Source organism: Candidatus Chloroploca asiatica, from assembly GCF_002532075.1.
GTDB lineage: Bacteria > Chloroflexota > Chloroflexia > Chloroflexales > Chloroflexaceae > Chloroploca > Chloroploca asiatica.
In genome coordinates, this window is sequence record NZ_LYXE01000102.1 from 32,751 (window position 1) to 48,333 (window position 15,583).

At 59.4% G+C, this 15,583-nt stretch carries 9 protein-coding genes; 7 read left to right on the forward strand and 2 right to left on the reverse strand.

Annotation, left to right across the window (positions count from 1 at the left end):
• Positions 1–65 precede the first annotated feature (65 nt).
• Both A9Q02_RS13315 and A9Q02_RS13320 read right to left on the reverse strand, forming a co-directional pair.
• Positions 66–3,266: an ATP-binding protein gene (locus tag A9Q02_RS13315; protein ID WP_097653574.1), complete on the reverse strand. Its 3,201-nt coding sequence runs from the start codon at positions 3,264–3,266 to the stop codon at positions 66–68.
• Between the two features lie 58 nt (positions 3,267–3,324).
• Positions 3,325–5,265: a serine/threonine-protein kinase gene (locus A9Q02_RS13320; RefSeq protein ID WP_097653575.1), complete on the reverse strand. Its 1,941-nt coding sequence runs from the start codon at positions 5,263–5,265 to the stop codon at positions 3,325–3,327.
• Positions 5,266–5,444: 179 nt separating this feature from the next.
• Between A9Q02_RS13320 and A9Q02_RS13325 the strand changes: the two genes are divergently transcribed.
• The 7 genes from A9Q02_RS13325 to A9Q02_RS13355 all read left to right on the forward strand — a co-directional run.
• Positions 5,445–7,490, forward strand: a complete 2,046-nt coding sequence (locus A9Q02_RS13325) for a serine carboxypeptidase (protein WP_097653576.1) — start codon at positions 5,445–5,447, stop codon at positions 7,488–7,490.
• 77 nt (positions 7,491–7,567) lie between these two features.
• Positions 7,568–8,347 carry an alpha/beta hydrolase gene (locus A9Q02_RS13330; RefSeq protein WP_097653577.1) on the forward strand — a complete coding sequence of 260 codons (780 nt, stop codon included), beginning with the start codon at positions 7,568–7,570 and terminating at the stop codon, positions 8,345–8,347.
• A 130-nt stretch (positions 8,348–8,477) separates the two neighbouring features.
• Positions 8,478–9,092, forward strand: coding sequence for a TetR/AcrR family transcriptional regulator (locus A9Q02_RS13335; RefSeq protein WP_097653578.1), 615 nt, complete (start codon positions 8,478–8,480; stop codon positions 9,090–9,092).
• Positions 9,093–9,163: 71 nt separating this feature from the next.
• Positions 9,164–11,551 (forward strand): ABC transporter permease, encoded by a 2,388-nt coding sequence (locus tag A9Q02_RS13340; protein WP_097653579.1) that lies wholly within the window; start codon positions 9,164–9,166, stop codon positions 11,549–11,551.
• A gap of 159 nt (positions 11,552–11,710) precedes the next feature.
• Positions 11,711–12,388 (forward strand): ABC transporter ATP-binding protein, encoded by a 678-nt coding sequence (locus tag A9Q02_RS13345; protein ID WP_097653580.1) that lies wholly within the window; start codon positions 11,711–11,713, stop codon positions 12,386–12,388.
• Positions 12,389–12,400: 12 nt separating this feature from the next.
• Positions 12,401–13,900, forward strand: coding sequence for an HlyD family efflux transporter periplasmic adaptor subunit (locus A9Q02_RS13350; protein WP_097653581.1), 1,500 nt, complete (start codon positions 12,401–12,403; stop codon positions 13,898–13,900).
• Positions 13,901–14,693: 793 nt separating this feature from the next.
• Positions 14,694–15,583: right-handed parallel beta-helix repeat-containing protein (locus tag A9Q02_RS13355; RefSeq protein WP_141508894.1), on the forward strand; the 890-nt coding region annotated here is incomplete at its 3' end.

Sequence of the window (15,583 nt, forward strand, 5' to 3'; positions counted from 1 at the left end):
AGAGGGGCCAGAACCCCTGGCACTGTTACGCATTATACCTGAGTAGCCGAGACCGGTGCAAGCGTTTACGCCACCATCGTGTGCAAAGCTCGGGCGAGTTCATCGGCGGTGAAGGGCTTCTGGAGGTAGCAAATCGCCTGGTCGGCCAGCGCTTGTTGGCGCAGAGCCGTGTCACTATAGCCAGACATATAGATGGTGCGGATGGTAGGGCAGAGTTTCTGGACGGCAACGCCGAGTTGAAACCCGTTCAGTTTGCCAGGCATCACGACATCGGTGAGGAGCAGGTCAATCGGGGTAGGATGGCTGCGAATGATTGCTAGCGCCGCCTCACCATCACTGGCTTCGAGCACCACCATGTCCATGCGGGATAACAACTGGCGCGTCAATTCGCGCACATTCGCATCATCTTCAACGAGCAGAATGGTGCAGGGTTTGGTCTTGCGTGGCTGAGCCGTCGGATTGGGTGACGCCATGTGCGGTAGTTCTGCGGTGGCAACGACGGGAAGGTAGATCACAAATTGTGTTCCCTGACCGAGCTGGCTCGCAAACAAAATTTTGCCCCCACTCTGCCGGACAATCCCATGCACCGTTGCCAACCCCAAACCAGTCCCTTTGCCACGTGATTTAGTAGTAAAAAAAGGCTCAAAAATATGATCGCGAGTCTGCTCATCCATGCCCTGGCCGGTATCACGTACGGTCAACACCGCATAGGTGCCGGCCTCTACAGGGGCATACTCGGCTTCCATTGCGGGGGTAATCGCGCGTTGCGTGGTTGTCAGCGTAATCATGCCTCCATCGGGCATCGCATCGCGTGCATTGATCACCAGGTTCATCACGACCTGCGTCATCTGCCCGGGGTCAGCCCGTACCAGCGGAAGGTCAGGATCCAAGCTGATCTGAAGTTGGATCCGTTCACCGATCAAACTTCGCAAGAGTTGTTCGATATCAGTCAGAACTTCGTTGAGACTAATCGTTTCAGTCTGGAGCACCTGGCGACGGCTGAAGGCGAGCAACTGGCGGGTGAGCGTGGCGGCCCGTTCGCCTGACTGACGGATCTGGGTGATCGAGGTGCGGAGATCCTCATCGTCAGGTGGGTCACTCAGGATAAGATCGGCCTCGCCCATAATGACCGTCAACAGATTATTGAAATCGTGGGCTACCCCGCCGGCCAGTCGGCCCAGGGCCTCCATCTTCTGGCTTTCGCGCAGTTGTTCTTCGGCGCGCATCCGTTCACGCATATCGTGGGCAATTGTTGAAATAAACTCGGTCTGCCCATCGGGGGTGCGATGCGCGAGAATCACCTGCTCAACGGGGATCTCGGTACCATCACGGGCATAGATGATCGACTCGCCTGACCAGATCCCCTCACGCATCACCGTGGGAATCGCCTCGGTACGCAGCCAGGTCAAACGTGAAGGTGGATAGAGGTCAACCACACGCATCGTAGCAAGATCTTCATTGGGCAAAATGCCGAGCACGTGACGCCCAGCGGTATTGAGGAAGAGAATTTCGCCATCCGGACGGGCCATGCCAACGAGGTCGTTGGTTGATTCGATAATCGCGGCGAGCCGGGCATACGCGGCCTCGGCACGGCGGCGATCGGCCAGTTCACGCGAGACTTCTTCGTAGAGGCGGGCATGCTCCATCGCAATCGCCGCCTGGGTCGCAAAGATGGCCACGAGGCGGGCATGTTCCACAGTGTAGAAACCGGGTTCGTACTTGTCGAGCGTGATGATGCCGAGTAAGCGATCCCCCATCAGCATCGGCACCCCCATCCAGGCGCAGACAGGATTATTGATCGACGGATCGTCGTTGAAGTGCGGATAGCTCTGGATGGCATCATTGAGGATCAACGGCGTGCGACTATGGGCAACTTGGGCGTTGGGGGTCGTTCCCGCTTGCAGGCTGAACCGTACGCCGATCAGAGTCTCGGCGTAGTCAAGGCCATAGCAGCCGATGATCATCGAGGTATCGCCCTGAATCGCTTGCACCGACGCACTATCATAGGGCACAACCTTGCGCAGTTCGCTAAAGATCAGCCCCAGCACCTCTTCGCGGTTGAGGCTCGCACTCAACATCTGCATCGCTGAGGCAAGGGCCTCGGCCTCGTGCCGACGTTGTTCCGCTGTCGTCAGGGCTGTCTGCAGGCGGCTCACCGTTTGATCGAGCGTCTGCCCAAGCGCGCGGATCTCGGCGGGGCCAGTCTGCGGAATAGGAATGGACAGATTGCCGGCTCCAATCTGCTCTGCGGCGGCTGCCAGGTGTTGGATGGGGCGAACAATGGTCATAGAGAGCAGATGGGCGGCACTCAGAGCCACAAGGATGCTGAGGCCGGTGATCAACCCGATAACGAGATACGTTTCAGTGACCCCGCCGAGCAGTGTGTTGATCGGCTGCTCGTAGATCAGCGTCCATTGCAACAGACTCCGGCTTGATGGGGACACCCGGGCAAAGGTAAGCAACTTGCCCGGGGCATCAACTGGCTTAATCAGAATGCCCGCGCTTTGCCCAAGGATCGTCGCCGCACTTTCTGGATGGATCTGATCAAGCCGACGGACCTGTTCGGTTGAGGTTGTGAGCTGATTCTGCTCAAAGAGAAAGGTGCCATCGTATTCAACGACCGAAACCTCGATGTCTGGTGTCTCGGTATGGAGGGTGGCAAACAAGGGCTCCAGCGGCATTTCGAGAACGAGAACCCCGATCGCGGCACCTGAGTCATCAAGATAGGTCGTCGCAAGATCAAGGCGGGGTGCCTCATTGGTGTCGAACGGGATCCGGGTCATCGTCAGCGGCAACCCGGGGTTGGCCTGCGCCTGGAGGAGAGTACGCTGAAAGCCCGGTGCATCTGCACGGTTCCGGAGCTCGGAGACGGGCAGATAGGCCCCCTCAGCGGCCCGCACACAGACCTCTTCATTGCCCGCGACATCGAGCAGACAGAGACCCGTGTAGCGCCCCTGTGACTGGCGCAGGAACGTGGCAAAACTCTGGATGAGGGACTGAGGATTGTCGTGTTGCGCGACATACTGTTGCAACTCAGCCGACTTGAGCGCAATAATCAGGTCACTTCCGCTGGTGACCAATTGACCGTTGAGCAGCGTCGCCTGAGTTTCAAGCAGGCGCAGTTGATCGGTGCTGACCTGTTGCACAATCATGGCGCGCACGCGCACCAGCACATAGCCCGAGAGCACAACAATCGGAATGAGCATGACCAGGACAAAGGCGAGGAACAGTTTGCGTTGCAGGCTCAGGTGGGTTCTCTGGCTCATAGTTGTGCCTTATCACACGGTCATTCCACCTTGCCGTGCCATTGCACCATGGCGACACTTAGACGCCTACCGTCCATAAGTACAGACGCCCGTCGTGGCATCCTGTTGCCAGGAGTTTGCCATCGGGGCTATAGGCGAGCGAGGCGATGCCCGCACGATGTTCTAGGGCAACAGGGATGCGGATGCCATCGCTGAGGCGCCAGAAAAAGACTTTTTTATCTTCGCTTCCTGTGACCAACAACTGGCTATTAGGACTAAACGCGATGGCGTGGACAGGCCCACGATGTTCTTGAAAAAACTCGATTGGCTTCTGGTCGCTCATCCGCCAGACCTGGACACTCGTATTGCTACTGGCGGCGAGATAGGCGCTATCAGGACTAAAAGCAACACGAAGAATGAAGGTAGGAAAGCCGCTCAACGAAGGCAAGGGCGACGTATCGCTCACCTGCCAAAGATAGACCGCCCCATCGTAGCCTCCAGCCGCAATCAGGGTGCCATCGGGGCTAAACGCGACACTATGGACAAACGGGCAGACGAGGGTCTTGATAATCCGCACATACTCGTGATCAACCTCACAGAGGGCGAGCGAACCACCCCAGCCACCAATCAGCAATTTTGTCCCATCGGGGCTAAACGCAATACTCTCTACCGGGCACCCGGGCAAACGCAACTCACGAATGAAGGCCCCATCGTTGGCCTGCCAGAGGCGCACCGTCTCATCATCGCTGCCGGTCGCCAAGAGATTGCCATAAGGCGCAAAGGCGACACTCCGCACACTACTGACATGGCCTTTGAGGGTCACGAGAGGGCTATAGCTATTGACCTGCCAGAGCCCGGCGGTATGATCGTCATAGCCAGCGGCGAGCAGATCACCCGCCGGATTGAAGGCCACTGAACGGATGGGGCTACCGATTGTCAGCATATGCAAGAGCGTTGCTTGAGGATCAAGACTTGACCCGGTGATCGCCTGGCTCTCGCCTGGCCCGGTCTGAGAAGCAAGCGGATTGCCTGCCGTCACTTGGCCAGGCACCAGGCCGACGATTGGTTCGGGGGCGGCCTCAACCGGGAGTTCCTGCTCGGGGGGGGGCGCTTCAGCGTTTTCCTGGCGTGATCGCGCACGTTCGCGGGAACTACCCTGATTACGGGCGCGAGCCAGCGCAGTGCGCATCTCGCGCGCCGAGGCAGGGCGTTCATCGATCATCACAGCAAGGGCGTGTTCGAGCACCCGGGCGATTGGTTCAGACACGTGGGGGGCAAGCGTACGGATTGGCTTGAGCGGATCGGGTTGCCCACTGATCATGCGCGTCATGCGCGTCATCGCATCAACGGGAAGGGTTCCGGTCAACAGTTGATACATGGTGGCCGCGAGCGAATAGAGATCGCTGCGTGGGTCAGCCTCGCCATCGCGCATCTGCTCGATTGGTGCATAGGGCGGCGTGAAGCCATAGATCTTGCGGGCATTGGCCGATGCATCAGCCACCTCTTCAAGATCGATCGCCACCGTCACCCCGCCACGGGCAAGCCCAAAGTCAAGCAGAATAATATCGTAACTCTGGGTGAGTTTCAGGTTTTTGGGCTTAATATCACGGTGAAAGACCGGGACGGGGCGGGTATGGAGATAATTCAGCGCATCGAGCAATTGATCGGTCCACCGCAGGATCATGGGCATGGCTTGCGGCGACGCAAAACGGCGTCCGAGGCGATTGATCTGATTGCCCAGATCCTCACCGTGAATAAACTCCATCACAAGAAACTGCCCCTGGCCCTCGTTGAAATGGTCAATGACCCGTGGGAGGGCCTGATGGCGGAGGCGGGCAAGCACCTGCGCTTCATGTTCAAACGCCCGTCGGTAGACGGCATCCTGAAAAAAAGTCTCTTTGAGCGCCACATCGGTACGCAGACGAAGATCACGGGCGTGATAGACGGCGCCCATCCCGCCTTTGCCGATCTGCTCAACAATTTTATACCGATCCTGGAGAATGGCCCCCGGCTCAAGCATTGCAGTGCTTTCCCTACTCTTCTTTTACCGTGCCCTTAGTATACCGCGAAACTGCTACCAATGGATTACCTGCTGAAAGCTTCCGGGAAGCTCTACAAAGCTTCCCGGAAGCTTTCATATGGTATACTTCGTGCATAGCAACAGGGTGACCCTCTAAATAATGTCGGAGGCATTGTGCGATGAAGCGCATTGTAAGTATCAGTCTGGGTTCCTCAGCCCGTGATTATCGTGTAACAACGTCCATTCTTGGTCAGACGATTGAACTTGAGCGACTTGGGGTAGACGGCAATACAGCGCGTGCTGCCGAGTTAATCCGAGCCTTCGATGGGCGGGTTGACGCAATCGGGCTTGGTGGTTTGACGCCGGTTTTTCGTGTTGGCCGGGCGCGTTATCCGCATCACGAGGCGATCCAGATTGCGGCTGAGGCGCGTCGCACGCCGGTCGTTGATGGTGGTGTGGTCAAGGCGACGCTCGAGCGCTGGGCGATTGCGCAGGCCGTGCGCAAGATTCCGTCGCTGTTGCGCTATCGGCGCGTGTTGATGACCAGTGGCATCGAACGCTATCAGTTGGCGGCGGCGATCAGTCAGTATGAGCCTGAGCTACGTTTTGCCGATCCGCTGATCCATAGTGGACTTCCCTTTCTCCCCGTGCCGCGCTCGCTCGAACAGCTTGAACTCTATGCGGCCACCACGCTTCCGGTGACGGCGCTTTTGCCGTACCGCATCTTGCACCCAGTCGCACGTGGACAGGAGGGGCATGATCGTCGTGCAACAGGGCTCTTTGAGTGGGCCCAGGTGATTGCCGGTGATTTTGCGTTTATTCGCCGCTTTGCGCCCGCCGATCTGACGGGCAAGACGATTATTACCGATGATCCTTCGCCGGCGGAGATCGAGGAATTGCGCAAGCGTGGGGTGATCACCCTGGTGACGATGACTCCGCCCATCAGTACCGAGCGGCCGTTTCTCGCTGCCGATACGATCGAGGCGATCATGGTGGCCCTGCAAGAGACCGATGGGCAACCGGGCGAGGCCGATGCGCTCGATTTCATCGCTGCCGCCGGGTGGACGCCGACGGTGCAAGATTTGAATCCACGCCCGCTGCCGAAATTTGCGTTTGTGATCCACCCGTTGCGTACCAACTTGATTGCGAATGACCCCCGGTTTAGCTGGACACGTTTTTTGCCTGAGCGCGTGGTTGAGCGGATCGCTGCCCATATGCCACCGCTCTACCTTTCGCGGATCAGGGGAATTCGCTCGATTGCGACCGGCCAGGAGGCGGAAGGTATTCTCTTGAGCCTGGGCACGACGCCCCGCGAGATGATGCGCCGTCCGCCGAGCTTTACCTATCGACGCCTCATTCGTGCTGCCCGGATGTCCGAGCGGATGGGCGCACAACTCATGGGCCTTGGGGCGTTTACTTCGGTGGTTGGTGATGCAGGTATTACGGTGGCCCAGAAAGCCGATATTGGCATTACCTCGGGCAATTCGTTGACAGTGGCGGCGACGCTCGAAGCGGCCAAGCAGGCGGTCTATTTGATGAAGGGTGGGCGGCCCGACAAGGTTCGCGCCGTTGTCATTGGCGCGACCGGCTCGATTGGCGCGGTGTGTGCGCGGTTGCTGGCCCAGGCGGTGCGCGATGTGGTCTTGATTGCGCCGCGCCCCGAGCGCTTGCTCTTGCTGAAGCAGCAGATCGAGCAGGAGACGCCGGGGGCACGGGTGATCGCGGCGACGCACCCTGATGCCTATGTTGGCGACGCCGACTTGATCATTACGACGACTAGTGCGCTCACGGGCAAGGTGATCAATGTTGACAAGCTCAAGCCAGGGGCGGTGATCTGCGACGTCGCCCGCCCGCCTGATGTCAAAGAAGCGGATGCGGCCCGTCGTCCCGACGTGCTAATCGTCGAAAGCGGCGAAATCGTGTTGCCAGGCGAGCCAGATTTCGGCTTTGATATTGATATGCCTCCGGGCACTGCCTACGCATGTCTTTCTGAAACAGCATTGCTGGCGATGGATGGCAAATTCGAGGATTACACGCTTGGGCGGACGATTGAGATCGACCGGGTCAAAGAGATGTACCGGCTCTGGCAGAAGCATGGCTTGAAACTGGCTGGCCTGCGTTCTTTTGGGGTCTATGTTACCGACGAAATGATCGCCGAGAAACGACGCCTCGCCGAGGAACTGCGCCGCGAGCGTGGCTTGCCGCACGAGATCGGCTCGGCATAAGGTTTGGTCACGTCCCCAAAAACCAGCTTTGCTGGTTTTTGGGGACGTGACCAGACTGTGTTTGTGGGCTGCCATCTATGAACACGTTAGAACACATCTGTATTCAACCTGAAGTTCAGCGTTATGCTTCGCCGCTGCTGTTGTTGCACGGGGCGTGGCATGGGGCGTGGTGCTGGCACGAGGCAATGCGTGACCTGGCGGCGCGAGGTTTTGTGGTGCATGCCTTTAGCACACGGGGGCATGGGGCGAGTCATCGCCCACGGCGCCACTGGCTCACGACGGCGTCTGATTATGGACGCGATCTGATCAATGTGGTGCGGGCGTTGCCGGCACCGCCGATCCTGGTTGGGCATAGCTCGGGTGGGTATCTCGCGCAACTCTACATGACGGGGCGCTTTGGGCCGGTGCCGCCGCTGGCTGGCGTTGTGTTGCTCTGCAGTTCGCCGGTTGACAGCGTGCGCTATTTCCTTACTCGGACAACGCCCCCTGAAGCACAGATCGATCCGCGGGCGATGCTGCGCCGCGAGCCCGAGACGATGCGCAAGCTGCTCTTCCGCCCCGAGATTGACCCCGAAGCGTTGCATGGCTATGTTGCACAGATGGTCGCCGAGCCGCCGCTGGTGACGATGCAGAGCATGGTGTTGCGGCCGCGACCGGCGCGCAACGCCACGCCTGTAGTCGTCATTGCCGCCGGGCGTGATATGGTCTTTGGCCTCGAAGCGCAGCAGGTCACTGCGGCGACGTATCGAGCCGAACTGATTGTCGTGCCTGAGGCCGCACACGACCTGATGCTCGACCCGGACTGGCCGCAGGCGGCGGCGGCGATCGAGCGTTTTGCGCAGATGCTCCCATCCTGAATTTCCAATTCTTCCCGCACAAAAAAGCCAGCGTAGCTGGCTTTTTTGTGCGGGAAGAATTGATTGACCAGTCAATCAACATGTGCTACAATCTTGATTGATTGGTCAATCAAGATTGAGGAGAAGCAGTATGCCCCCGCGTGATCAGGATGAATTTGAGCAACGGCGCAGGCAAATCCTTGATGGTGCGCTCGAGGTTTTTGCCGCGAAGGGCTTTGAGAAGGCAACAAATAAAGATATTGCGACCGCAGCGGGCATCAATTCGCCAGGTTTAATCTATCACTATTTTACTGATAAGGCCGATCTATTTCGCCATGTGGTTCAGCATTTTGTGCCCATGATCAGCTTGCTCGATCATCCCGATGATCTGATGCAACGCCCAGCGCGTGAGGTTTTGACGCTCTTTGCCTCGACGCTGTTGAAGGCGACGGAGAATCGTCAACTCTTTGCGGCCTACAAACTGGTGGTGAGTGAAGCCTTTCGCCGTCCTGCTGTCGCCGAGATGGTGAATAAGATTGGGCCGCAACGGGGGATTGGCTTGCTGCGTCGTTACCTCGATCAAGAGATGGCGGCGGGGCGGATGCGCCAGATGGATCCCGGTATTGCGGTGCGTCTGTTTGTCGGGCCTTTGCTGGCTTTTGTGATCATGCGCGAGCTCTTTCCCCAGCCTGATGCGGCAACGATCACGATTGAGGCGATGGTGGAGCATGCCGTAGCGACGTTTTTGCAGACGATGGCGGTCTAGGGGCAAGACTTTGCCGCTATGACGGGTTTTTTGACGCAAAGGCGCAAAGGCGCAAAGTTTTTAAGGTTTGTATGGCTCCACGCTGGTCAAAAGTAGTTCGCGATCTCTTTGCGTATCGTACGCGCACGCTGTTGGTGGTGCTTTCGATTGCAATTGGTGTGGCGGCATTCGGGGCGATCCTGGCGGGACTGACGATTATTCGCGCTGAGTTGCAGTCGAGTTATCTTGCGGTCAATCCGGCGAGTGCGCTGATCACAACGCAGCCTTTTGATGAGGTGTTGCTCGAAAATATTCGGCGGCTGCCGGATGTTGCCGATGCGCAGGGGCAACGTGCGGTGGCGGCGCGGGCGCAGGTTGGCCCTGACGAGTGGGTTGATCTACAGTTGTTTGTGGTGCCTGATGATGGTCTGATGACGATCAATCTTGTGCGCTCCGAGACGGGGCCGTGGCCGCCGCCTGATCGCACCGTTTTGATCGAGCGGGCCTCGTTGGACATGACCCGTGCGTCGGTTGGCGATGTGTTGGCTCTGCAACTGGCTGATGGGCCGACACGATCGGTGCCCCTGGTGGGGCTTACCCACGATTTGAGTTTGCCTCCGGCGGCCATTGCTGGTCAGGCGTTTGGCTATGTGACTGCCGACACGTTGATCTGGCTCGGTGGCCCTGCCGATGATAATCAGGTGCTGATGACGACGAGCACTGGGCGCGATGATGCCGAGCATATTCAGCGCGTTGCCAGTGAGGTCGAACGGTTGATTGAACGGAGTGGCCGTGAGGTGCTGGTGATCGATGTGCCGACGCCGTTGCAACATCCTGTTGAACTGGTGCTCGGTACGCTTGTTGCGATTCTGGCGACCCTTGGTTTGCTGGCGTTGTTGATCAGCGGCTTTTTGATTATTAATACGATCACGGCAATTTTGACCCAGCAAACGCGCCAGATCGGGATTATGAAGGCCATAGGGGCACGTACCAGCCAGATCATGGGGCTCTATTTTGTGCTCGCGGCGGGTTTTGGCCTGCTTGCGTTGCTGCTCGCTCTCCCGCTTGGCATGTTCGGCGGGTATGGCGTGGCCCTGTTTGTTGCTTCGCAGCTCAATGTTACGCTTGAAGGGGTGCGCTGGCCCCTCGAGATTATGGCTTTGCAGGGTGTAGCGGCAGTGCTGGTACCAATCATTTCGGCGGCAGTGCCGATTCGGGCTACTGCACGGATGACGGTACGCGAGGCGCTGAGTGGCGATACGACACCGCCGCCAGCGCGGATGAGCCTCTTGAGCCGGTTGTTGAGCGCGGTCGCCTTCATCAAGCGCCCGACGATTCTCGCGCTGCGCAATACGTTTCGGCGGCGTGGGCGGCTTGTGCGTACGCTCATTGCGCTGTCGCTCGGCGGGGCCGTCTTTGTGAGCGTCATGACGCTGCGGGTCTCGCTCTTTACGACCCTCGACGACAGCATCGCGGCGCAGCAGTACGACCTGGAAGTCCAGTTAGCGCGCCCTTATCGTGCCGAACGGATCATGCAGGACGTGGCATCGCTGCCCGAGGTGACGCATCTCGAAGCGCTTGTGCGGGCGCAGGCGTTTCCCGTGCAGCCCGATGGTACGACCGCCGAGATGGTGAACCTGCGGGCGTTGCCTGCCGCAACGAGCCTGTTGGCCCCACGGATGTCGGACGGGTACTGGCTTGATCCGGCTGACGAGCGGAGCATTGTGCTCAGCACGAACTATCGTACCAAAGATCCAACCGTTCAACTCGGCGATGAGCTAACATTGCGGATCAACAATCGTGATACTACCTGGCAGATTACCGGCTTTGTCGAAGAATTTTTGCCGCCCACAACCCCGGCGCTGGGCTATGTGAATCTTGCGTCCTTCACGCGAGCCTATGGTGGGACGGGGCGGGTTGATGCCCTGCGGATTGCGACGACCGGCCACGATGCTGCCGCGCACGCCGCAGCGACGATGGCGGTCGAGCAGCGTTTGAACGAGCGTGGCTACGAGGTGCGCCTGATTCGCTCGCGTACCGAAGACCGCGACATTCTTAGTGAGCGGTTCAATGTGCTGACCGGGGTGCTGTCGCTGATGGCGGCGATCATCGGTACCGTCGGCGGTCTGGGTCTGGCCGGCACGATGAGCATCAACGTGCTCGAGCGTACCCGCGAGCTTGGCATTATGCGAGCCGTCGGCGCTTCTGATGGTGCCGTGCAGCAGATGGTCTTTGTTGAAGGTATCACGATTGGCCTGCTGGCCTGGCTCATTGGCACACTACTCTCGTTCCCGATGAGCTATGCGATGAGCTATCAACTCGGCATGAGTCTGCTCAATTTGCCGCTCACCTGGACCTACGCGCCGCTTGCCGTTGTCGCCTGGTTATTCATTGTGTTGTTGATCGCAAGCCTTGCGAGCTATCTTCCCGCTCGCAACGCCACTCGCCTGACCGTCCGTGAGGTATTAGCGTATGAGTGAGTGCTCGACCAAAGCCAGCAAAGAAGCGGAGCTTCAGGGCCGCAGATGCCCAGGTATCCGCGTATGCTGGCGAACATAGTCAGCGAAGCTGACTATGTTCGCCAGCATACGCCTAGGTTTTTAGGGCGTCAGCCCTAAAAACGAAAGAAAAGAGAAGCAGTGATCCAGCTAACCAGGGTGATCAAAGAATATCCCACTGCAGCCGGCCCCTATCGGGCGCTCAAAGGAGTTGACATAACAATTGAGCCGGGAGAGTTTGTGGCGGTGGTGGGCAAATCGGGGAGTGGCAAGAGCACGCTGATCAATATGATCACCGGCATTGACCGTTCGACGAGTGGCACCGTTTGTGTTGCGGGAACCGATCTGGGGCGTTTGAGTGAGGGGCAACTAGCGGTCTGGCGGGGGCGCACGGTTGGCATTATCTTCCAGTTCTTTCAACTCTTGCCGACGCTGACGGTTGCCGAGAATGTGATGTTGCCGATGGATTTTGGCAACATCGGGCGCCCCCGTGAGCGACGGCAACGGGCGATGATGTTGCTTGAGCAGATGGAGATCAGTGAGCACGCCGATAAGCTGCCGGGTGCGCTCTCGGGTGGGCAGCAGCAACGGGTCGCGATTGCGCGTTCGCTCGCCAACGATCCGCCGTTGCTTGTCGCCGACGAGCCGACCGGCAACCTCGACTCGCGCACGGCGGACGCGATCTTCCACCTCTTCGAGCACCTCGTTGAGCTAGGCAAGACCATTGTGATGGTGACGCACGACACCGATCTGGCGCAGCGGGCCGGACGGTCAATTACGGTGACCGATGGCTTAATTGTTGCGCCTGGTGGACTATAGAGGAAGACGAAGATGCGTAAGCTTGTGATTGGGTTGATCGTGATCGTGGTTCTGCTTGGCGGTGGCATCGTGGTGGCGCAAACGGATTTGTTGAACCCTGCTCCTGCCACAACTTCGACGGCAAGCCCGGTTGACGAGAGTATCGCTACGCCACCTGCCGTGATCGCCGATGCACGCGTTGTTCCGGTGGCCGAGGCGCACCTTGCGTTTGAACGCAGTGGAACCGTTGCGGCTGTCCTGGTCGCCGAAGGCGATCTGGTCACGCAAGGGCAGGCGCTGGCTCGCCTCGATACCCGTGAACTGGAGTTGCGGGTTGAACGTACACGGGTCAACCTGGAACGGGCGCAGGCGCGTTACAACCAGGTTGCGGTTGGCGCGGCCCCCGAGGCGATCGCGGCGGCCGAGGCGAGCATTGCACAGGCGGCGGCGCAGCGTTCACAGGTGGTCAGTTCGGTCTCGCGCCAGGATCTGGCGGCAGCGCAGGCCCAACTCGCCGAGGCACGGGCGGCGCTGGCGGCGCTGCTCGATGGCCCGCAAACGAGCGAGCTTGACCAGGCGCAGGCGGCGGTTGATCAGGCGCGTACAGTGCTCGATCAGCAACGAACGGTACTTTCGGCAGCCAGAACCACGGCTGAACTGGCGCTGGAGCAGACGGCGAATGCGCTACGCAATGCCCAGGATAGTTACAGCCGGATCTACTGGGAAAATATTGAACTGGCCGATCGCCTGGATGACGAAGATCTGCCGCAAGCGCGCATCGATCAAGAGGCGGCGGCGTTGCGGGCGGTCGAGAATACCGAGCACTCGCTGGCGCAAGCCCAGGTCGCTGTTGAGCAGGCCCAGCAGAACGAGCGTGATGGTTTGGCGAATGCCGAAGCCCGGCTCCGCGAAGCCGAAGCGCGTCAGGCGCTTTTGGTGGCGGCCCCCACCAATGACCGCATTGCGGCGGCGCGCACCCGCATTGCGCAGGCCGAGGCAAATCTTGCCCGTCTCCAGGGCGAGCAGCGCACCAGCCAGATCGCCGTCGCTGCGGCAGGCATTGAGCTTGCCGAGGCCAACCGTGATCAGGTCAGTGCCGCACCCCGCGAGGTCGATCTTGTTGCCGCCCAGGTTGAAATCAACGCCGCCCAGGTCGATTTGGATCAAGCTCTGCTTGATCTCGAACGCGCCACGCTCTACGCGCCAATCGCCGGCAGTGTTGCGCAACTCAATCTGACGATCGGCGAAGTGGCCGGCCCTGGCATCCCTGCGCTGATTCTAGCCGATCTTCAGGCCTGGCAGATTGAAACTGATGATCTGAGCGAACTGGATGTGGTGCGCCTACGTGAAGGTGACGCTGTGATGCTCACCTTTGATGCCCTGCCCGATCTGGAGCTTCCTGGTCATATCATCCAGATCAAAGCCATCGGGAGTAGTCGCCAGGGTGACATTGTCTACACTGTTGTGATCGAACCCGACCGATTTGAGCCACGCCTGCGGTGGAACATGACGGCGGTGATGACTGCTACTTGAGCAGTGTGCTTCACGCGGAGGCCAGGGCGATTGCATCTTCCGTGTATGCACCCGCCAGGGCACCCGCAAGGGGTGCCCGTACACCGGGTTCGGCCCCCGGCCTGGAGGGGCACCCGTCAAAGGGTTTCACCTGCCCTCCGCAAGGCTGCCTGATGCCGCCCCCAACCGCAGCGGTGCGGGCCACGCCGTGGTTGGCGCAGGAGGATCCAGACCTGGCTTCCCGCGTGCGCGGGAACGACATGGCGGGCCGTCCCCCCTGTCATGCGCGCAGCATCCCCATGTCATGCCCGCGCAGGCGGGCATCCAGCGGGCCATGGTGGTGACACCCTTTGACGAGGGGCACCCCTTGCGGGTGCCCTGATAGAGCGTCTTTTTGTATCCGGTTTCGCATGATGCAATCGCCCTGACGGGGAGGCCAACCCAGCTACGCCGGATTGTCCTCCCCGTTTTCTTGCAGCACGCGAAAAAGTTAATTGTGCATAACCATACAAAAAAAGATCTTCACCAAAGGCGTGATCCCCTTTACCGTGGGCACTCACAGGCCATGATATGCTCCGTTTAGTGTTCCCCCACTGCATTCTGCCCCCGTTGACCCGGTGATCATGCGTTCAATGGCGAGCCGATTATGCATCATGGTACGGGTGACGCTGTCGTATCTCAGGAGCGGAAGCAACCAGCTATGCGCCGGTTGCTTCCGCTCTTGTTGTGTTGCCACTGATGGCCCTATGGATCCTGGCGTCATGGTAGCTCTACTCGCTCAGCCGTAACCGATGCAAGCCCAGAGGAGACCGTGATGAGGCAGCGTAGTTGGCTAAGTATGTTGATCGGAGGTGGCCTGTTCGTGCTGGTGCTGTGCATCATTGCGGCCCGGGCTACCGAGAGCCAGGCCCGTGATGGTATGCGTAGTGGGGTCGCAGACAATGGCGCGGTTTTGCATGAGCCTGATCATCTTCAAGGCGACCAGGTTGTCCCGAGCAATCTGAGTATCCAGAGCATCGTGCTGGTCAATGGCACGATCAGCACCAATACTACCTGGATCGCAGATAATGTCTATCTCGTGCAGGGCGTTACTCTTGCCCAGGGTGTGACCCTCACCGTGCAACCGGGCACGGTGGTGAAATTTGCGAATGCCACGAGCTTGGACGTGAACGGCACGCTGCTGGCGGAGGGCACGGCAGCGCAGCCGATCTTCTTCACGTCGCTGCGGGATGATACGGTGGGGGGCGATACGAATGGGGATGGCGCCCAGAGCAGTCCCGCGCCGGGGAGTTGGCAACGCATCCGCTTCACCGCGCAAAGCCAGGGGAGCCGCCTGCGCCATGTGGAAGTGCGCTATGGCGGGAGTTCCTACGGACGCAGCCTGGAGGTCTTGACCAGTAACCTGCTGGTGGAAGACAGCACGATTGGCTGGACGGGGGGCCATGGCATCTACAACGCGGGGGTGACGCCGTCGCTGGCGCACAATACGCTGCGCGAGAATAGCGGCTATGGGATCTACTACCAGGGGGTGGGCACCAGCAGCAGCCTGGGGGTGACGAATACGACCTTCATCTCGAATACGAGCGGGGCGATCTACGCCACGCTGACAGATGGGGCGGCGAGCTTCGACCTGACGGGTAGCAGCGCGACCGGCTCGCCCTACAACGGGATGCACGTGACGGGCAGTCTCAGCGGCACGGTGAG

What these genes read in the sequence shown, in the direction of transcription:
- A9Q02_RS13315 (WP_097653574.1), bottom strand. Translation starts at nt 3,266, where the DNA reads ATGAGCCAGAGAACCCACCTGAGCCTGCAACGCAAACTGTTCCTCGCC.
- A9Q02_RS13320 (WP_097653575.1), bottom strand. Translation starts at nt 5,265, where the DNA reads ATGCTTGAGCCGGGGGCCATTCTCCAGGATCGGTATAAAATTGTTGAG.
- A9Q02_RS13325 (WP_097653576.1), top strand. Translation starts at nt 5,445, where the DNA reads ATGAAGCGCATTGTAAGTATCAGTCTGGGTTCCTCAGCCCGTGATTAT.
- A9Q02_RS13330 (WP_097653577.1), top strand. Translation starts at nt 7,568, where the DNA reads ATGAACACGTTAGAACACATCTGTATTCAACCTGAAGTTCAGCGTTAT.
- A9Q02_RS13335 (WP_097653578.1), top strand. Translation starts at nt 8,478, where the DNA reads ATGCCCCCGCGTGATCAGGATGAATTTGAGCAACGGCGCAGGCAAATC.
- A9Q02_RS13340 (WP_097653579.1), top strand. Translation starts at nt 9,164, where the DNA reads ATGGCTCCACGCTGGTCAAAAGTAGTTCGCGATCTCTTTGCGTATCGT.
- A9Q02_RS13350 (WP_097653581.1), top strand. Translation starts at nt 12,401, where the DNA reads ATGCGTAAGCTTGTGATTGGGTTGATCGTGATCGTGGTTCTGCTTGGC.